The organism is Brumimicrobium aurantiacum (assembly GCF_003402975.1).
Lineage (GTDB): Bacteria > Bacteroidota > Bacteroidia > Flavobacteriales_D > Crocinitomicaceae > Brumimicrobium > Brumimicrobium aurantiacum.
In genome coordinates this window covers 160,860-181,241 of sequence record NZ_QURB01000004.1, presented here as the reverse complement: position 1 = coordinate 181,241, position 20,382 = coordinate 160,860, and the positions used below count along the sequence as shown (strand labels likewise).

The 20,382-nt window shown below is 34.4% G+C and carries 17 protein-coding genes; 11 read left to right on the top strand and 6 right to left on the bottom strand.

Going from position 1 to position 20,382, the window contains the following annotated elements:
- Positions 1-46: 46 nt before the first annotated feature.
- Positions 47-556 (bottom strand): hypothetical protein, encoded by a 510-nt coding sequence (locus DXU93_RS08355; RefSeq protein ID WP_116880827.1) that lies wholly within the window; start codon positions 554-556, stop codon positions 47-49.
- Between the two features lie 292 nt (positions 557-848).
- Here DXU93_RS08355 and DXU93_RS08350 point away from each other — a divergent pair, with 292 nt between their 5' ends.
- Positions 849-2,222: a saccharopine dehydrogenase C-terminal domain-containing protein gene (locus DXU93_RS08350; protein WP_116880826.1), complete on the top strand. Its 1,374-nt coding sequence runs from the start codon at positions 849-851 to the stop codon at positions 2,220-2,222.
- A gap of 100 nt (positions 2,223-2,322) precedes the next feature.
- Here DXU93_RS08350 and DXU93_RS08345 read toward each other — a convergent pair whose 3' ends face one another.
- From DXU93_RS08345 to mnmD, 3 genes are all read right to left on the bottom strand, one after another.
- Positions 2,323-2,910: a hypothetical protein gene (locus DXU93_RS08345; RefSeq protein ID WP_116880825.1), complete on the bottom strand. Its 588-nt coding sequence runs from the start codon at positions 2,908-2,910 to the stop codon at positions 2,323-2,325.
- A gap of 7 nt (positions 2,911-2,917) precedes the next feature.
- A complete protein-coding gene (locus DXU93_RS08340) occupies positions 2,918-3,967 on the bottom strand; it encodes a tetratricopeptide repeat protein (protein ID WP_116880824.1) in 1,050 nt (349 codons plus the stop codon).
- Between the two features lie 112 nt (positions 3,968-4,079).
- A complete protein-coding gene (mnmD, locus tag DXU93_RS08335) occupies positions 4,080-4,799 on the bottom strand; it encodes a tRNA (5-methylaminomethyl-2-thiouridine)(34)-methyltransferase MnmD (protein ID WP_240623442.1) in 720 nt (239 codons plus the stop codon).
- A gap of 352 nt (positions 4,800-5,151) precedes the next feature.
- On the opposite strand from mnmD, the gene dnaB reads away from it, so the two are divergent.
- The 6 genes from dnaB to DXU93_RS08305 all read left to right on the top strand — a co-directional run bounded on the left by dnaB (position 5,152) and on the right by DXU93_RS08305 (position 10,988).
- Positions 5,152-6,726, top strand: coding sequence for a replicative DNA helicase (gene dnaB, locus DXU93_RS08330; protein ID WP_116880823.1), 1,575 nt, complete (start codon positions 5,152-5,154; stop codon positions 6,724-6,726).
- Positions 6,727-6,774: 48 nt separating this feature from the next.
- Positions 6,775-8,034: an asparagine synthetase B gene (locus DXU93_RS08325; protein ID WP_116880822.1), complete on the top strand. Its 1,260-nt coding sequence runs from the start codon at positions 6,775-6,777 to the stop codon at positions 8,032-8,034.
- A gap of 5 nt (positions 8,035-8,039) precedes the next feature.
- Positions 8,040-8,492, top strand: coding sequence for a hypothetical protein (locus tag DXU93_RS08320; RefSeq protein ID WP_123776090.1), 453 nt, complete (start codon positions 8,040-8,042; stop codon positions 8,490-8,492).
- 346 nt (positions 8,493-8,838) lie between these two features.
- Positions 8,839-9,213: a T9SS type A sorting domain-containing protein gene (locus tag DXU93_RS08315; protein WP_116880820.1), complete on the top strand. Its 375-nt coding sequence runs from the start codon at positions 8,839-8,841 to the stop codon at positions 9,211-9,213.
- A gap of 26 nt (positions 9,214-9,239) precedes the next feature.
- Positions 9,240-10,256, top strand: coding sequence for a T9SS type A sorting domain-containing protein (locus tag DXU93_RS08310; RefSeq protein ID WP_165851367.1), 1,017 nt, complete (start codon positions 9,240-9,242; stop codon positions 10,254-10,256).
- A 9-nt stretch (positions 10,257-10,265) separates the two neighbouring features.
- Positions 10,266-10,988: a T9SS type A sorting domain-containing protein gene (locus tag DXU93_RS08305; RefSeq protein ID WP_116880818.1), complete on the top strand. Its 723-nt coding sequence runs from the start codon at positions 10,266-10,268 to the stop codon at positions 10,986-10,988.
- 148 nt (positions 10,989-11,136) lie between these two features.
- Here the strand turns inward: DXU93_RS08305 and tsaB are convergent, their stop codons facing one another.
- Positions 11,137-11,814, bottom strand: coding sequence for a tRNA (adenosine(37)-N6)-threonylcarbamoyltransferase complex dimerization subunit type 1 TsaB (gene tsaB / locus DXU93_RS08300; protein WP_116880817.1), 678 nt, complete (start codon positions 11,812-11,814; stop codon positions 11,137-11,139).
- Positions 11,815-11,940: 126 nt separating this feature from the next.
- Between tsaB and metK the strand changes: the two genes are divergently transcribed.
- Positions 11,941-13,197 (top strand): methionine adenosyltransferase, encoded by a 1,257-nt coding sequence (gene metK / locus DXU93_RS08295; RefSeq protein ID WP_116880816.1) that lies wholly within the window; start codon positions 11,941-11,943, stop codon positions 13,195-13,197.
- A gap of 112 nt (positions 13,198-13,309) precedes the next feature.
- Here metK and DXU93_RS08290 read toward each other — a convergent pair whose 3' ends face one another.
- Positions 13,310-15,337 carry a S9 family peptidase gene (locus DXU93_RS08290; protein WP_116880815.1) on the bottom strand — a complete coding sequence of 676 codons (2,028 nt, stop codon included), beginning with the start codon at positions 15,335-15,337 and terminating at the stop codon, positions 13,310-13,312.
- A gap of 249 nt (positions 15,338-15,586) precedes the next feature.
- Between DXU93_RS08290 and fbaA the strand changes: the two genes are divergently transcribed.
- The 3 genes from fbaA to DXU93_RS08275 all read left to right on the top strand — a co-directional run bounded on the left by fbaA (position 15,587) and on the right by DXU93_RS08275 (position 20,187).
- Positions 15,587-16,654 carry a class II fructose-bisphosphate aldolase gene (fbaA, locus tag DXU93_RS08285; protein ID WP_116880814.1) on the top strand — a complete coding sequence of 356 codons (1,068 nt, stop codon included), beginning with the start codon at positions 15,587-15,589 and terminating at the stop codon, positions 16,652-16,654.
- 52 nt (positions 16,655-16,706) lie between these two features.
- Entirely contained in the window at positions 16,707-17,552 is an 846-nt protein-coding gene (accD, locus tag DXU93_RS08280; RefSeq protein WP_116880813.1) for an acetyl-CoA carboxylase, carboxyltransferase subunit beta, read from the top strand.
- Between the two features lie 145 nt (positions 17,553-17,697).
- Entirely contained in the window at positions 17,698-20,187 is a 2,490-nt protein-coding gene (locus tag DXU93_RS08275; protein WP_116880812.1) for a T9SS type A sorting domain-containing protein, read from the top strand.
- Positions 20,188-20,382: the final 195 nt, after the last annotated feature.

The following is a 20,382-nucleotide window of genomic DNA, read 5'->3' as shown; positions in this document are numbered from 1 at the left end:
AAAGTTCACGGTTATCAATTGGATGAGTACTCAAATCATAATGAACCTATGCGATTGCATTTTCTATAATGTTGATGTTTTCGAGGTTTTTACCATAATCAATTTGCGTAATTTTTACTTTTGGACGACTTGAAATTTGATACTCATTCATCACTTCGTTTTTTGAAATGAGTTTAATGTGAATCACTTCTCCCCAAGACTCCCAAGTCATTTTAGTCTTAATAATGAATCCATCCTCCATCTCCAAAAGTTTCATTTTTTTGAAGTATGGAACGGACATTAATTTTTCCTTGAATTCAACAAGGCTTATGGTAGACTTTATGGTTTTATCCTGATAAATCTCTGTATTGTTTGTAAGCCCTCTAGACTTAAGTCTTTGTTTATGCATTGCAACCATCGTTATGGACATAAGAGCGCCAAAGGAAAAAGTCATAACCAAAAACTTCCATATACTTATTTCTTCTCCCGACATATTATCTGCGATGATTGTGGCTAGTCCAAAAGGAATACCTGTAAAGAGAAATGTTTTGATATATAGATTTGTAATAGGTTTCATATAATTTCATTATTATTTGAACGAAAGGTCTTAATTTTTTCCTTTAAACTGATTTTAGACAAATGTAATTCTGAATATTCGTGACCTTTTGAAATAAACTTACTTTAATGCATTTATAGATTATTAAAAGGACTACACCTGTTTATAATAAACAAAACTAACTAGACTTTTACTTGACTTCCTTCTTGATTTTCGTTTGTTTTGTTAGACAACAAATTAAATTGTGGTTAAAATCAATTACGAAAAAAGAAATTCTTAATTGAATATAACCACTTCATATAAATTACAAACAATGAAAAATATTTTAATATTAGGTGCCGGACTCTCATGTTCATCTCTAATACGTTATCTGCTTCAAAATGCAGAAAAGGAACAATGGTTTGTTAGAATTGTTGACCAAGATAAAGCTGCAATTGAATCCAAAATTAATGGATCAAAACATGCTGAAGCTTTAGTTTTTAACGCCCTAGATCCTGAAGAAAGAAAGCCAGAAATAGAAAAAGCTGACATTGTAATCAGTATGCTTCCCGCTCGTTTTCATGTGGATGTTGCAAAAGACTGTATCGCTTTAAAAACGAACTTAATCACTCCTTCTTATGTCTCCCCAGAAATGAAAGCGCTAAATGAGGAAGCAGAAAAAGCTGGCATCGTTATCATGAATGAAATAGGTGTTGATCCTGGAATTGACCACATGAGTGCTATGCGAGTAATAGATGATATTCGTGATGCTGGCGGTAAAATGAAAATTTTCGAATCTTTTACTGGTGGATTAGTCGCTCCAGAAAGTGATGACAACCCATGGAATTATAAATTTACTTGGAACCCAAGAAATGTGGTTTTGGCCGGTCAAGGTGGCGCAGCTCAGTTTATTCAAGAAGGTCGTTACAAATATATTCCTTACACCAAATTATTCCGTAGAACGGAGATTATTGATGTGGAAAATTATGGCCGTTTTGAAGGTTATGCCAATAGAAACTCATTAATGTATCGTGAAATCTACGGCCTTCAAGATATTCCTACTATTTACAGAGGTACGCTTCGAAGAGTTGGTTTTTCTCGTGCTTGGGACGTCTTTGTTCAATTGGGTGCAACTGATGATTCTTATACCTTAGAGGGAAGTGAAAATATGACCAATCGTGATTTTATCAATTCATTCTTACCGTATAATCACAGTGACTCTGTTGAGTTGAAATTACGTCACTACATGAAAATTGACCTTGATGATTCTTTATGGGACAAATTGGTTTGGCTTGGAATTTTTGACGATAAAAAGAAAATTGGGATTAAAAATGCAACGCCAGCACAAATGATGCAGAAAATCCTTGAAGAAAAATGGGCCTTAAAACCTCAAGACAAGGATATGATTGTGATGTATCACAAATTCGTTTACCAATTGAATGGTGAGTTACGTGAAATTACCTCAGAAATGGTCAATATAGGAGAAGACCAAACTTTTACTTCAATGAGTAATACAGTAGGTTTACCTGTTGGAATATGCGTGAAGAAAATCTTGAACGGTACAATTCAAATGAAAGGTGTTTTGATTCCTACACATAAGGAAATTTATAATCCGATTTTAAAAGATTTAGAAGAATACGGAATTGAATTTAAAGAAAAACAAATTGATCCTCCACGTTTGTATAATGAGGAAGAAACTTGGAAATAATATAGAATAATTATCTATTGAAATTGAGGAGAAGGAAATAATAACACATTTATTTTTTCTCCTCTTTCTTTCAAAAACAAACCCTCAACCTATTGAAAATCTATTTCAAGTCTACCCAAATTTTCACTGCTACAATTAACATTACATAAATTGATTCTGGCATTGCAATAAAGGAAGCAATTAGCATAGCGATTACTGCTCCTAGAATGGCAATATACAAAGCCTTCCTTCTTGAAAAAATCAAATCCTTCCATGAAGTAACTCTATAAACACCTGATTGAATAAAAGTTGTTTTGTATTGTTGAAAATTAGTCAAAACGACTAGAGGAAGTAAAATATAACCCTGCGGAATCGGAATCCCAGCTTCTTCATAACTTAAAAATTCAATAAATGCGGATGCAAAATCAATATTAGGTACGATAAAATATACCGTCAAATGAGAGAGAATAATTAAAATTAAAGCCAATACCGAATTGATTATTAGTCGTCCAAATCGAGTAGAAAAAGGGAATTTGATTTTTTGAAATTGAACTATTTTTTGAACCTTCAAATAGATGAAAACCTCAGTTGCAATTAAATCGATAAAATAGAAAAGCAGAATAAAGTAAAGTCCCCAATCAAAGAAAAAGATTCCTAGCAATGGTATGATTGCCTCACTGATTGCGTTAATTAACTTTATTTGCTTCATTATTCAATTAATAATAGATCTTACGTAATTTTTCAGCTGCTTCTTTGGCTGGAGTGAAATCTTCGTCAATTCTTATCGCTTCGGCGTATGCTCTACCTGCTTCAGAGTACCTTTCTTGAGCAAAGTACGCTTCTCCCATTTGATACCAAGCAGCAGGATAATCTGGGTTTGCTCGTAACACTTGATCGTAGAAATAAGCTGCACTATCTAATTCCTCCTGATAATAATGCTTGATATATCCTTGATTGAAATCAGCAATGTAAAACTTTGGTTCTATTTTTTTAATATTCCTGTATTCCTTTAATGCATTTTCATATTCTCCAAGGTCTTGGTAACTTTTTGCAATTCCATATAAAGAATTAACATTCTCTGGTTTTAATTCAGCTGCGTTGACATAATATTCTAATGCCAAACGGTGATCACCCATTGATGTTAACAACCAACCCGTGTTTAAATGACCAATAAAATAATCTGGATCAATTTGAAGTGCAGTTTGATAACTTGATAATGCCAAGTCATTTTTTTCTAAGGTTTTATAAATTGAACCTTTCAATACATATCCATCTCGGAAACGTTCGTCAATTCTAAGCGCATCATTAATGTACTTAATTGCCGTTTTAAAATCTCCCGTCAATGAATAGGTATTGGCAATGTCTACCATTGTTTGAGGATCATTAGGTTTTACAGATAAAACATATTGAAAATGACGTTTTGCTCTTTCAATATCAGAAACTGGAGCATTTGGTTTATTGATTAATGTCCATGCATAAAGTTGACGGGCCTGAATATTTGTTGAGTCAATTCTAAAGGCTTTTGCTCCAGCATCTAAGGCGCATCTAAAATTAAGATTTTCTTTACATATATTTCCTCTTCGGATGATTAAATCAATATTTTCTGGGTCTTTTGCTAAGCTATCGGAAATGGTTGTCAATTGATCTTTAACATCTGTAGTGTCTTCTTGAACAAAAAACTGCTCTTCACTTCCAGTATCTTCTGATGTACAAGAGAATAATAATCCGAACCCAATTAGGGGAAATAAAAACTTTGTTTTAATCATAATATATTTTCATTTGCGTTTGGCAAAGGTAATCAATTCTTCACTTCTGAATTGAATCGATCTTAAAGTCTGAAGTCCTAACAAATAGATTTCAAACCAAACCAGCCATTCATTATTTTTTTCTAGCCCTCAACATTTCTCTTTTACCTGGAGGACCAGGGATTTTTTCTACTTCAAACCCTAAGGAAATTAAGCTTCTTCTCACATCTCCCTTGGCACAATACGTAACAAAAACACCATTGGTTGATAATGCATCGTACATTTTTTGTAAAACATCATTTGTCCACATAAAAGGTTGTGCTCGTGGGCCAAATGCATCAAAGTAAACAAGGTCAAATCCTTCTTTTTCTGGAATAAAAACTTCCATCTTTTGTTTTACTTTTGTTAAAGTAAAGGCATCAGTAATTTCGACATCCTCATCCCAATTTACAGCATGCATTTTTTTGAATTCATCTTGAACATCTTCAATGCCTTCTAATTGATCATATTCAAGTAAATCAACTTCTTCAACTGTAACAGGAAAAGCTTCTAAACCGGTGTATTTGACTGTTTTTTTGTCTTCAATTCCAGCTTTTAAGGTGATAATGGCGTTCAAACCTGTACCAAAACCAATTTCTAATACCCTTACTGTTTCCAAATCAACTTCTTTCCATCCACTTTGAATAAAGACATGCATTGATTCTTGTAAAGCTCCATGGTCTGAATGATAATTCTCATAAAGATCTGGTAAATACAATGATTTTGATCCGTCTTTTGTGGTAATAATTTGTCTTTTCATATTCGTCTTTTCGAACTCAAGCACTAAATTAACGCTTAATTTTAATGCTGCCATTTTTTAATTTGTTTTATGAAAAGCTTTAACATTTTTCCTGTATTTAAAGTTGAAAATACTTAAGATGTAAAGTACTCTAATGTAGGATTTCTAATTCCTGAATACCTATTATTTTTGTTTTTTTAGACACCACTTAAAAATTGATTTTCTATTCCTTCTCTTTTCGAAGTTGTTTGTCGTATCTTTGCCTGTGCAAAACTCCTGACGAAATCATTAAGTTTTTAGACGGAATTAGGCATACATCAAGGTAGCAGAAGAATTAAAGTTATCAACCTTTTTATAGTTATTCACATAATTAAAAGATGAGGGATGTAAAACCAACATTCGAATTGGTTTTAAATATATTTGCAATATGGAGAAGCAGGATAGACAAGACGGAAAAATAACAAGTAGCAGAAGTACACGAGGCAATAAAAGTCCAATAGATATTGGACGGATACCACCTCAGGCTACCGATTTAGAACAGGCTGTTTTAGGTGCGATGATGATCGACGGTACTGCTATGAATAATGTAATTGACATCTTACGAACAAAAGATGCGTTTTACGAACCTAAACATCAAGCGATCTTTGAGGCAATGTCTGAGTTATACAATACGACAACTCCAATTGACTTGCTAACTGTAACTGAGCAATTACGTAAGTTGGGAAGTCTAGAAATTGCTGGAGGAGCTTATTATTTATCTACCTTAACCAATAAGGTAGCCTCTGCTGCCCATGTTGAACACCACAGTAGAATTATCATTGAAAAATATATCCAAAGAGAAATCATTGGAATCTCAAGTGAAATTCTAAAAGAAGCTTACGATGAAACTAAAGATGTTTTTAATGTTTTGTCAAAAGCTGAGGAAGACTTGTTTGCTATCGCTCAAAATAACATGAAAAAAAGTTATGACACGATGCAAACAGCCATGAAAGGTGCAATTGAAGAAATTGAAAGTGCCCGTGAGAATAAAGATGGTGTTTCAGGAATTCCTACAGGGTTTAAGGACCTTGATCGTATGACCTCTGGGTGGCAGCGTTCTGACATGATTGTAATTGCTGCTCGTCCTGCCATGGGGAAAACAGCCTTCGTTCTGTCTATGGCTAGAAATACAGCAGTAGATTACAATATGGGAGTGGCGATATTCTCTCTTGAGATGTCAAGTGTGCAGTTGGTGAAACGTTTGATTTCTTCTGAAGCACAAATTGATGCCGAAAAATTAAGGAAAGGAAATATAGAGGATCATGAGTTTCAAATGATTCACACAAAAATTTCTCGTTTGTCTAAAGCTCCAATTTATATCGATGATACTCCCGGGATTTCTATTTTCGAATTGCGTGCCAAGTGTCGTAGAATGAAACAAAAGCACAATATTGAATTGGTGATTATCGACTACCTTCAGTTGATGACCGCAGGAACTGGAAAAGGTGGAGGGAATCGTGAACAGGAAATTTCTCAGATCTCTCGTTCGATTAAGGAGATTGCAAAAGAATTGAATATTCCAGTTATTGCACTTTCTCAGTTGAGTCGTTCCGTAGAACAGCGTGGAGGTGATAAAAGACCTATTCTCTCTGATCTTCGTGAATCTGGGGCGATTGAGCAGGATGCCGATATTGTATCTTTTATTTATCGTGCTGAATATTATGGATTACTCGAAGATGAAAAAGGACCAACGCAAGGAATGGGTGATATTATCATTGCTAAGCACAGGAATGGTTCTACAGATACTGTTCGTTTGAAATTTATCGGGAAATTTGCCAAATTTGATAACGTTGAAGCTTTCGGAACAGATGATGATTTCCAAGTTCCTGGTGCACTTCCTGTTGGGCATGATTTTGACACCGCTGAAGCCGAAAATAGAATGGTGATTTCTAGTAGAATGGATGATATCGATGATGATGATTTTGATATCTCAGGCAATGATAATGATGAAGCTCCGTTTTAATTGTTGAGTTCATCAATTTTTTATTACTTTGTTAAAAACGAAATAATTATGCGACACCTTATAGTCACGATCATTGCAATTTTCATTGGTTTTCAAACCATGGCATCTCAAATATTGGTGCCAATGGATAAAACACAAGCGAATCATTTAAAAGCTTATGGTATTGCGTATTTTGTTTTAGAGAATGGAGTAACAATGGAATGGTTACTCAATTATCGAGGAGGTTCATTTTTAATTCCACATTTAACAAGCATAGAAAATGAATTGGTGATTAGAGGTGTGAGTTATGAAATTGTTGCGGATGGTCAAGTGAATACCATTAAGCGAAATATTGCTTCACCAGAAGTTAATCAAGAAGTTGTACAATTAGAAGTAGCGCCCAAAATCGCGGTTTATACTCCAGGAGGAAAACAACCATGGGATGATGCTGTGACTTTGGTGATGGAATATGCCGAAATTCCTTACGATAAAGTCTACGATAGTACTGTTGTTACAGGTGGATTAAAAGAGTATGATTGGTTACATCTACATCATGAGGATTTTACAGGGCAATATGGAAAATTCTATGCGGCCTATAGAAATGCTCCTTGGTATAGAGAACAAGTTGCAAAACTGGAAGCAAGTGCACAAAGTTTGGGGTTTGCAAAAGTGTCTGATATGAAATTGGCTGTTGCAGAAACAATTAAAGCTTATGTAAACTCTGGAGGTTTTCTCTTTACAATGTGCAGTGGTACAGATAGTTTTGATATTGCTTTGGCTGCACATAAAACGGACATTGCCGAGCAAATGTTTGATGGTGACGGAATGGATCCTAATTATAAATCTAAATTAGACTTTAATAATTCTCTAGCTTTTGAGGATTATCAGATAAAGGAAAACCCAATGGAATATGAATATTCTACCATTGATGGAACGGATCGTCATCGAAGAATAGCAGAAAACGATGATGTTTTTACCCTTTTTGAATTTTCTGCAAAATGGGATGTTGTTCCAACGATGTTAACACAAAATCATACTTCAATTATCAAGAATTTTTACGGACAAACCACTGATTTTGTAAAAGAATATGTTAAGCCATCGGTAACGATCATGGGAGAGTCTAAATCCATAGAAACGGTGAAATATGTACATGGTGAATTGGGAATTGGAACATGGACTTTCTATGGAGGACACGACCCAGAAGATTACCAACATAGGGTAGGAGATCCGCATACAGATTTAACATTACACCCAAACTCGCCAGGTTATCGTTTAATTCTTAATAATGTTCTTTTTCCGGCAGCGAAAAAGAAAAAACGTAAAACTTAATCAAATTGAAATTTCTCTTTAAAAAAGAATACCGTCTAGCTCTTTTACTTATTGCAGTTTTCGGTTTATTCCTTGTATTCGCAGATCAAACCTCCGAACAGTTGGTGACTTACTTTACCAATACTGTTTTTCGATATGAAGAACCCGCTTTTTTAAAATTGGTTTATCTGCTGCTTTTAGTCGTAACCATTTCAATTTTAGCAACGCTCGATAAAAGTGAAAACGCTACTCCGCAAGAAAAACAAAATGTGTTTAACTCATTTGTGTTCTCAAGTGTAACCGGTTTTTTCTCCGGATGGGTAGTACATTTGTATTTTGTGATTCAAACGGTTGAAAATAAAACCAGTTTCATGCAACTTGAATCAGAATTTTGGATTTACCATTGTGCCGACCTCACTTTGGTGATTAGTTTTGCATTTGCAGCCTTAATGAAAGTTAGACCTGCTATCCATAAATGATTACAAGTAAGACTATTCATTCATTAGTTTTCGGACTGTAGCGTAGTGTTTAGATTTATATCAGTAGAACGTTACTTCGAGTGGAGTTCGTAGCATGGCGGAGAAATTTGTATCGAGATGAGATGTGTTTCTCAATTCAATTAAATCAATGACTTTTAACATCTTAAAGTTTGACTGTTGTTAATTTATTCCTAATTTAGTAGAGAATTTCTAACACTATTTATGAATTTCTAACACTATTTATTATGAACCACACACACACACACACACAGCGCTAAAGGGAAGTCGCTAAAATTTTGGTTTATTTCATTAAACTTCATCTTTATGTTTGCCACAACCCAACTTTTTGGACAAAATCAGATTTATTTTTCTGAAAATTGGATGGAAGAAGGTGGCGAGGCTACACTATTTTACAAAAAACACTACCGCAACTGATGGGTTGGGGTATGTTTATATGGCAGGTTCGTCTATCAATTCAAACGGAAATCACGATATTATTATACAGAAATTTACTCCAGATGGGGGATTAGTTTGGGAACAAACCTACAATGGCGCAGCAGATATGGACGATTTTGCTGCTGATTTGTTTGTTGATGATGACAATAATGTTTTTGTAACAGGTACGGCAATTGATGATGTTTCAGATTTAACTAATGGCTTATACCTGTGTAATTTTGTGACAGGGGATAAAAAAATAACTCGAAAATTTATTAAACAATAAAAAAGCATAAAGACATGATTATAAATATGTTAATAAATTTAGTATTGTCTTTTAGGATGAGGGTTTCAGTACAAGCAAAACCATTATTTTTAATGGTTTTGTTTGTCACTATTTTTCCTCCTATTTCGCAATCTCAAATATACCCATCCTCTTGCACAGGTTCCGAATATGCCTTTAATAGATTTAAAATTGATGCAACTCAAATTGCAGTACGTAAGTTTTTTGATCAAAATTTAACTTACAAAGATAGTATTGATGTTCCTGATGCGCATCGAGATACCATTCTCAATGCTTTGATTGCTGTGTATAATTTAAGTATTCCAGAAAGTGATAGTGTAGATTGGCTAGATATTGATATTATTTATCAAAGAATGGGGGATGTATTTATAAGTGTAGATACGTCTTACTTTACAATGAGTGAGCCATCCCTAGATAGCTTAATCACAAAGTATAACTTATCTTATTTTTATCATAATCCTGAAGTTATAGTGTTTAATGTTGCAGATAAATACAACCAAAGGGCATTAATTAAAGCGCTTGAAGATGTTTCTGGTATTAGTGATGCGGCTGGCAGGTTTACTGAAATGGATGGAGGTAATATTGAAGCGGAAATTCATGATGATTATGTGGAGTTGGTGTATACTTATGCTTGGCACTTATGCCCATTTAATTGTCAATATTATCGTCATTGGAAATTTAGGGTTTATTACGATTGCTCTGTAGAATTTGTTGAGGCTTATGGAGACGAGTACTTTCCGCTAGATGAGTTAGGTTTAAACAATAATGGGATTTTTGAAGACATTAGTCTCTTTCCTAATCCAGCAAATGATAAACTCAACATTAGTTTAAATAATTACACTAATTCTATGAAACTAGAAATAATTGATCTAACTGGAAAGAAAGTGAAAACACTAAACTATTCAAGTCAAGGTAATGTAGAGTTTAAAATGTCTATTGATATTTCAAATTTAAGGAATGGTTTATATTTCTGTAAGTTTACAAGTGATGGTAAACAAGTAACACATAAGTTTATTAAACAATAACTACAGATTATGAAAGTCAAAAAAGTCAGCCAAAAAAAATACTTTACAAAGTTGCTGAGAGAAGTGACAATCATCCTTGTTTTAAGTTTTATTAGTTCTCTTAATCAATTCTATGCTCAATCTTATAGTCATCCTATTTTTGATAGTCTTAAAATTATCCCTGCCAACCCAAGTCCAAACGATAATGTAGAACTTGTTTGTTTTACAACATTATCACTTTCTCCTGCATATTTGGATAGTTCTAAAGTAAATTTTCAAAACAATCAGATAGAGGTTGATCTATATTATTTCTTAGGCAATTTTATGTCTGATTTCGTAAGAGTAGACACAATAGACTTAGGTTATTATTCTGCAAACGATTATACTCTTGTTGCATACGCTCATTCTTATATGACAGGCGTTCCTGATTTTAATAAAGATACTACATTTATAAACTTTACTGTTCTTCGTGAAGATGTTGGTCTTAAAACAGAAAAGACCTTTTCAAAAATAAATCTCTACCCTAACCCCGTAAAAAATCAACTCCACTTTACAACCCACTCCAATACAAATAAATTAGAAGTAGAAATTTATGATCTAACTGGAAAGCGAGTGGTTAGCCAGCAGTTTAACAATACTGATAAAGGAAAAATTCAAAATTCAATTGATGTTTCTAGGTTGCGAGAAGGACTTTATCTATGTAGATTTTCAAGAGGAGGAACGGTTGTTACAAGGAAATTTGTGAAAGAGTGATGAATTTCGAATGTTGTACTTAATTAGAAATTTTATCCAACCCAATAAAATCTGTGAAAATCCGTGTTCGGAGATCAGCGTCATCAGCGTTCCGTCATTCACTTAATAACATAGCAATTCACGTTACATTAAGTCAAACAATTACCAATCAAAACAATTTCTTCTTCGAAGGCGTAATCACAAAGTCCTTTAAATATTTAGGTTCGAAATACGCCACGTCTTCAAAGTCCACGTTTTTAAATTTTTCGAAGGCAATTTCTACTTGACCAGCGGCACTTGAAACGATAGATTCATCAATTTGTAGATCACGGTCACTCCATAACTCTTTGGTTTTTGCAGCGCCATCTCCACAAACTAAAATTGGAAGAAATTCCTCGTAGGTTTTTTCATCAAGAACATCGGCAGATAATGGTTTAACAATTTTTAAGTCACTGTTAAAAAGCGTTGAAAACACCTCCATTCTTCTTGCGTCAATCATTGCACATATTGTAGATTCTGGATGCTTTTTGTGTGCTAAAAATGCAATACTTTCGAGTGTGTTCACGGCGATTAATGGAACACTTAATGCATAGCATAATCCTTTTGCTGTTGAAACACCGATGCGTAATCCTGTATAAGAACCAGGTCCGCTCGTTACCACGATAGCACTGATTTCATTGAGCTTCCAATTGTTTTGTTTTACAATTTTTTCAATAAAAACAGTGAGCCTTTCAGAGTGAATATATGCATCTGAACTTTCCTCTAAGAGATCAATTAATTGACCATTTTCGGAGATTGCGACTGAACAAACTTTAGTTGATGTTTCAATGTGAATAAATTTTGCCATGCTCTTGATTTTTCGTTTTGCAAGAATACAATTTTATTACAGAATCGCATTTAATTATCTTAATTAATAGGTCAAATTTGCGAAGTATTGCTATTTTTGGGAGTTCTAATTTAGAAATATTCAAACATGTCATATTTATTTACGTCCGAGTCAGTTTCAGAAGGACACCCAGATAAGGTAGCGGATCAAATTTCCGATAGCCTAATAGATCACTTTTTAGCTTTTGATAAAGATTCAAAAGTTGCATGTGAAACACTTGTAACAACAGGTCTTGTGACTTTAGCAGGAGAGGTGAAATCAAACATTTACCTAGATGTTCAAAAAATTGCAAGAGATACAATTGAAAAAATTGGATACACGAAAAGTGAGTATCAATTTGATGCAAAATCTTGTGGTGTTATTTCTGCAATTCACGAACAATCTGAAGATATTAACCGTGGAGTTGATAAGGAAAACCCAGAAGATCAAGGTGCTGGTGACCAAGGAATGATGTTTGGTTATGCAACTAATGAGACAGAAGATTATATGCCATTGGCACTTGATTTATCTCACCGTTTGTTGATCGAATTGGCAGAATTAAGAAGAGAAAATGACGAAATCACTTATTTACGTCCAGATGCTAAAGCGCAGGTGACAATTGAATATAGTGACGACAATAAACCACAAAGAATTGATGCAATAGTTCTTTCAACGCAGCACGATGATTTTGATGCAGACGAGAAAGTAATGTTGGATAAAATCAACAAAGACGTCAAAGAAATATTGATTCCACGTTTGATTAAAAAATTGAATAACCCACTTGTTGAGGAATTATTCAAAGGAAACATTACTTACCACATCAACCCAACAGGGAAGTTTGTAATTGGTGGTCCTCACGGAGATACTGGATTAACAGGTCGTAAGATTATTGTTGATACCTACGGAGGAAAAGGAGCTCACGGAGGTGGAGCGTTTTCTGGAAAAGATCCATCAAAAGTGGATAGATCAGGAGCATATGCAACGCGTCATATTGCTAAGAATATGGTTGCGGCTGGATTGTGTGAAGAAGTCTTGGTACAAGTTTCTTACGCAATTGGTGTAGCTGAGCCAATGGGACTATATGTTAACACTTACGGAACTTCAAAAGTGGATATGACTGATGGTGATATCGCACGTGAAATTTCGAAGATGTTTGACATGCGCCCAGCGGCAATTGAAAAACGTTTGAAGTTAAGAAACCCAATTTATAGTCCAGCAGCGGCATACGGACACATGGGAAGAAAACCTGAAACAAAAACAGTGACTTTCGAGAATGGTGGAAGAACAGAAACTTTAGAAGTTGAATTCTTTACTTGGGAGAAACTTGATTTTGTTGATCAAATTAAATCTACTTTCGGTTTGTAAAAACCTACATTTTATAACATTAAAAAAGGTCGACAATTTTGTCGACCTTTTTTTTATGTTACGTTTTTCATTATGTAGAGGCGCACCGCCGTGCGCCTCTACATAATATAAATTAATTCTTCAACGTCTCATCCAACCATTTGAAAAATTCACTTTGCCAAATCATCGCGTTTTGAGGAGATAATATCCAGTGATTTTCATTAGGGAAATAAACCATTTTTGATTTTATGCCTTGAAGTTGCGCCGCTTGGAATGCTTCAAAACTTTGACCTTCTGGTACACGGAAATCAATTCCTCCTTGTATGATTAGAATAGGAGTGTCCCATTTCGCAACATGTTTGTGCGGACTAAATTTTTCATAGGATTTCTTGTTTTCTTCTTTCCAATATGGACCACCTAAATCCCAGTTCGCGAAAAATAATTCTTCCGTGGTTCCATACCAAGATGTCATATTGAAAAGTCCTGCATGTGCAATCAATGACTTGAATCTTCCTTCGTGAACTCCTGCTAAATAAAAAACAGAGTATCCACCGTAAGAAGCTCCAACAGCACCTAATCTATCATTGTCAACATATTTCTCTTTACTTACTTCGTCAATTGCAGATAAATAATCACGAATCGATTGACCTCCCCAATCTTTTGAAATAGCATCATTCCATTGTTGACCAAATCCTGGTAATCCTCTTCTGTTTGGCGCAACTACAATATAACCTTGAGATGCCATTAATCTGAAGTTCCAACGGAAAGAGAAGAATTGACTCACTGCACTCTGTGGTCCACCTTGACAGTATAAAAGTGTTGGGTATTTCTTTGTTTCATCAAAATTTGGTGGTAATATCACCCATGTCAACATTCTTTTATTGTCCGTAGTTGTAATCCATCTTTTTTCAATAGTTGGTACACTTAATTCTTTTAGTGCTTCATCATTTGCATGAGTGAGTTGTTTTGCTTTTCCTGTTTTGATATCAACTTCAAACATTTCATTAGGATGCAACATGGATTGACGCATTGCAATTATTTTTTTATCCGCTAAAGCTAAACTTCCGTAGTTGTGATCACCAGTTGTAATTTGACGGTGTTTTTTCGATTTCACATCCAATTCGAACAATTGGTAAGTCGCTTCCGTAACGGCTAAGAAATAAATTTTATCTCCTTTTTCGTTCCAAATAAAATTACTCACTGTTAAGTCAATGCTTGCTGTAAGGTTTCGATCTTCTTGTGTTTCGATGTCTCTTACGATAATGTCGTTTTTATCAGATTCAAAACCATCATTTGCCATGCTTAACCAAGCTAGTTGTTGAGATTTTGTATGTAGTTTTGGACTAGAATCATAACCGTTATATGCTTCTGTCCAGTTGCTTGTCGTTTTAGATTTGATGTCATAAACGAATAATTCTGTGTCGGTACTTGTCGCAAATTCCTTTCCTACTTTTTTCTTTGAAGAATACATCACCTTTTCTTCATTAATAAAAGTAACATTTTCGAGTCCACTAAAAGGTTTTACAACACCTTCATATAATGTACCTTCAAGTAGATTCACGCCATCAGAAACAGCTTTTCCATCTTTGATTTCATATAGGAAAAGTTGGTCACTATATTCATCTTGCCATGAATCCCAATGTTTATACAATAAATCATCATAGATTTGAACATTTGCTTCAGGATATTCAGGGTATTGATCCGCTGTTGTTTTTCTAGTTTTAACTTTTTGAAGCGTCAATAGGTAGTTTCCTTCTGGACTGATTTTAAAATCAATGAGTTCATCAGAAGGAAGAGTGATTAATGTTTGAATATTCGGTTGATGTATTGAAGAGCGTACAATTTTCGTTTGCTCTCCTTCAGAAATCGTCCCCGCTAGTTTATCGTTAAACCAACGCAAACCTTTCATTGATTTGAGTTCAGATGGAAGTTCATTACGTTCTTCAGATTTGAGGTCGTAAATAAAGTAATTTCCTTTTCCAGAGTTTTTGTCAACTTCATATTCTGATGACCTATAAAGTACGTCTGTTCCAGAAGTAGAAACAGTTCCACCACTTAATCTTTTAAGTTTCCATAGCTTTTCAGCTGAGAAATCTTGTTGACCAATTGAAATTGGTGCAATAAGGAGTATTAGGCTGGCGGTAAAGAATTTTAAATTCATTGTTTTGATCTTTAAATTATGAAAAAGTGAATTTATAAAAAATAATGATGATATGGCTTTATTGGAGGTGAATTTAGAAGAATCATTAATTGAAACTCTAGCGTTTTTAAGTAGAAAAATATAAAGTTTTTATTTATGAAATACTGAAGTAGGACTAGTTTTCAATAAAAAAATGGAGCTATCCTAACTTTGAACTATTTCTAATGAAAGATATTTATTACCTTTGCTTTCCTAAAAAACAATAAAAATATGCCACATTCAATAAAGCCCGGAGTTGCAACGGGGGATGAAGTTCAGAAAATATTCAAATACGCGAAGGAAAATAACTTTGCTTTACCTGCTGTAAACGTTGTTAGCTCAAGTTCTATCAATGCATGTTTAGAAACCGCTGCAAAGGTGAATGGACCAATTATTATTCAATTCTCAAATGGAGGAGGAATATTTAATGCTGGAAAATCACTTTCAAATGAAAATGAACAAGCTTCAATTGCTGGATGTATTGCTGGGGCGCGTCATATTCATTTAATGGCAGAATTATATGGAGCGACTGTTATTTTACATACAGATCACTGTGCAAAGAAATTATTGCCATGGATTGATGGTTTATTGACTGCAAGTGAAGAGGAATTCGCTAGAACAGGTAAGCCATTGTTTAGTTCTCACATGATTGATTTGTCAGAAGAACCAATTGAAGAGAACATCGAAATTTGTAAAAGTTACCTTGAGCGAATGAGCAAAATGGGAATGACTTTGGAGATTGAATTAGGAATTACAGGTGGAGAAGAAGACGGAGTAGACAATACAGATGTTGATGCATCAAAACTATATACACAGCCAGAAGAAGTTGCTTATGCTTATGAAGAGTTATCGAAAATTAGCGATAAATTTACGATTGCTGCAGCTTTTGGTAATGTTCATGGTGTTTACCGTCCAGGGAATGTTGTTTTAACACCGAAAATCTTGAAAAACTCACAAGAGTACATTCAAGAGAAATACAATACAGGAGAGAATCCAGTAGATTTTGTATTCCATGGTGGATCGGGATCAACAGTAGAAGAAATCCGTGAAGCAATTGGTTATGGTGTAATCAAAATGAATTTAGATACTGATATGCAGTATGCATTTAACGAAGGTGTTCGTGATTACATGGTGAAACATAAAGATTATTTGGCGACTCAAATCGGAAACCCTGAAGGAGAAGATTTGCCAAATAAAAAATATTATGATCCACGTAAATGGTTGAGAGAAGGAGAGACAGCATTCGTTAGAAGATTAACGAAATCTTTCGAAGACCTAAACAATATCGACACCTTATAATATAACTTGATAAAAATATTCGCTATATTTAGTGATATAAAAATAGAAAATCATGGTTTGGTTTAAGAGAAAATTAGAAGGAATTCAGACATCAACCAAAGACAAGAAGGAGACCCCTGAAGGTTTATGGTACAAATGTCCAAAGTGTCAAACTGTAGTAACTACTGAAGACCATATTTCAAACTTTTTCGTTTGTGAGAGATGTAGTTTTCATGAGCGCATTGGTTCCGAGGAGTATTTCCAGCTCTTTTTTGATGATGCGAAATACAAGGAAATTGATAAGAAATTGAAATCAGGTGACCCACTTGAATTTGAAGATACTAAGAAATATGTAGACCGTATTAAGCAAACGCAAAAGAAATCTGGTTTAACAGATGCAATTCGTACAGCTTATGGTAAAATCGATGGTCAAGATTTCGTTATTGCAGCAATGGACTTTAGTTTTATCGGAGGTTCTCTTGGTTCTGTAATGGGTGAAAAGATTGCACGAGCAATTGATAAAGCCATTAAATTGAAAGCACCATTTATGATTGTTTCCAAATCTGGTGGAGCTAGAATGATGGAAGCAGGATTGTCATTGATGCAAATGGCAAAAGTAAGTGCTAAATTGAATCAACTTTCAGAAGCAAAATTACCATATATTTCTTTCCTAACTGATCCTACAACGGGAGGAGTTACAGCATCTTTTGCAATGTTGGGAGATATTAATATAGCAGAACCAGACGCGTTAATTGCATTTGCTGGTCCACGTGTAGTGAAAGAAACAATTGGTAGAGATTTGCCGCCTGGATTCCAACGTTCTGAATTTGTTTTAGAGCATGGATTCTTAGATTATATTGTTGAAAGACATGACCTGAAAAAAGAAGTTTCAAAATCTGTAAGATTCTTTATGAATTAAGCATATTTTTTAATATTTTACTTTGAAAGTCCTCATTGATTGAGGGCTTTTTTTTTTGATGATTTTTTGTGATTTTAAAAGGTGATAAGCTTTTATTTTTAAGTAATTGTATCTATGTTTGTTAGCAGATGAAATTACTAGTTTTATGAACGGATCACTATATAGCTTAAAGTTTAATGTACCTTATTTCTACTGCACAATTAATCCAGTATTTACTAAGATAAAGTGTCTACTTTTAGTGTTTTTGTTTTTAAGTTCAATCGCTTCTAAATCAGTAGCACAAACATGTAATTCTGGAGGAAATCAAACGGATTATGGAACAGGAAAATGGATAGGATATGTCTATCAACATAGCTCATTCAATAGCCCAATATCCTCTCCTGAGTCTAATGATTATAGAGGTTATGTTATAGAAAATGAGGTTTTTGATAGAAATAATGGTTCGTCAAATCCTAGTTGTGTCAACAATGATTATTTTGCAGTTCGCTATAAGATGAAGAAGGAATTCGTTTGTGGTGTTTATACCTTTGTTATCGGTGGTGATGATGGAGTGAGATTAAGCATCGATGGTGGGGTTACTTGGCTAGTGTCAAAATGGACGAACTCAAGTTATGCAACGGTTACCTCAAATCCTATTACTTTAAATGGTTCGGTGAATTTGGTACTCGAATATTTTGAACGAACGGGGAACAGTCGTGTTTCATTTGCTTATAATGATCAATCCTTTGCTTCAGCAGTAAATGCTGGAACCGACCAATATGATTGTGGTGTAAATAGTATTGTCTTAAATGGTTCTTTTCTTGCCAATGATCCTAATCCTTCATATTCTTGGTCGGGTGGGCCTATTGTGAGTGGAGGCAATACCTTAACCCCAGAGGTTAATCCAACTGTTGCAACAGATTATACATTGACGGTGACTTCGGAAGGTTGCTCAGCCACAGATGATGTTCATATTGATATAGGTGGAGCGATAGCAGGAAATCCATCCGATTTCGGTGATAACTTTTGGAATGTTTATGCTTATAATGGGTCAAGTACAACTTTAAGTAATAATTCTTATCGTGGCTATTACAAACAACCGGCCTTAAGCGCTGCAGATTATGGAGTAGACACAGAGCAATTTTGGAGGGGAAATGAGTCTCCCGTTTTTGCTGGTAGTACCCTCAATAATGGGGATCTATGGCAAGGATGTAATGATTTAACAAAAGATAATCATACTGTTGTACATAAACGAATAGGTTTTCCGTGTGGGAAGTATACATTTAAATTTCATAACTGGGATGACGAAACACGATTATTCATTAATGGAAACAGAATTTGGTCATGTGCTGTTTGGGATGGAAGTCCTGGAGCGTATAGTAACTCAAACAATTCTCAATATAGTTGTGATGGCACTACTAATTTTGTTGTAGACTTGGACGGAAGTTCAAAAGTAGAGTTTCACACCTTTGAAGGATCTGGAGATTCAGATTTGAAGGTAAGTATTACTAAAATAACTCCAACAGCTTTATCGGGAAGTACGCAAAAAACATGCTACGTTAAAGGCTCTGAATGGAATGATTTCTATAATGATCAGAATGAACTAATAGCTTCAATAAATCCAAATGGTATTGATCTTGGTAATGTAACCATGGAATCATTTTTAGGATTACCTTTAGTGATGGAGTCATGTACCTCTTCTAATCCAATTTATCATACAGCTTATATGGGGAGAAGGTGGGTGATGGTTTCCAGCGCTTATCCTAATGGACATGATTTTGGAAATTCTATTTCAGTTCGCTTACCCTATGCCGAAAGTGATTTAGTGAAGTTAAATGATGAAGCTGAAAACAGTACTACCAGTAATAATTTTGATGGAGGATCATTAAACCCTGCAACCAATAGTAACTTGATGTTGACTAAAATAACGGGTTCCACAGAAAATGGAGTAGCCAATCAATCCGATTGTTCAAGTAATATTCGTGCTGTTTTACGTGCAGGAGGAGGGGCGAACCTCTATGGTTTAAGTAATACTGAATATGTAGATTTTAATATCAATCAATTTTCAGAATTCTTTTTACATAAAAATAATGGTGGGTCTGCTCTTCCTATAGAATTAACTAGTTTCTCTGCAAGGTGTAATGATGTAATTAAATTGGAATGGGAAACTGCTTCCGAGCAAAACTCAGATTATTTTGTTATAGAAAGTAGCAGAGATGGAATAGAATGGGAAGAGATGGGAATGCAAAAGGCAGCAGGTAATTCGAGTATTTCAAGAACTTATCGTCAAATAGATGATCAATTAACTGCTAGCGTAAAGTATTACCGACTCAAACAAATTGATCTTGATGGAAAAGAAAGAGTTTATGGTCCAATTAGTGTCATTTGTGATAATATCAAAAATGAAATTAAGGTTTTTCCAAATCCTAATCAAGGACAATTTACTGTAGAAGTACTAAGTAATGCGGATTATAAAGATGTGCCACTCATTTTAACCGATGTAACGGGTAAAGTTCTTCTTTCTAAAAATGTTGATATTGCTCTAGGGACAACGCATTTTAAAATTAATAATTTAGATTTGCAAAAAGGAACATATTTCATCAAATTGTTAAATGATAAACTTGAATTTGCTCCTTTAAAAGTAGTTGTGCTTTAGGAGTTTTAGTGTTACTCTGTTACCTTGATTTACTCGAGAAGATTGAGGTGACTTATTTTATCAAAAAGGGTGGCTATGAGCAAATAAACTTGTGATAGAATAAAATGTTGATCTTTGTTTTAAAAAATATGGCTGGATTAGTAATGATCTAGCCATATTTATTTGTTCATGTCTAAATTAAGCATAACAATTGTT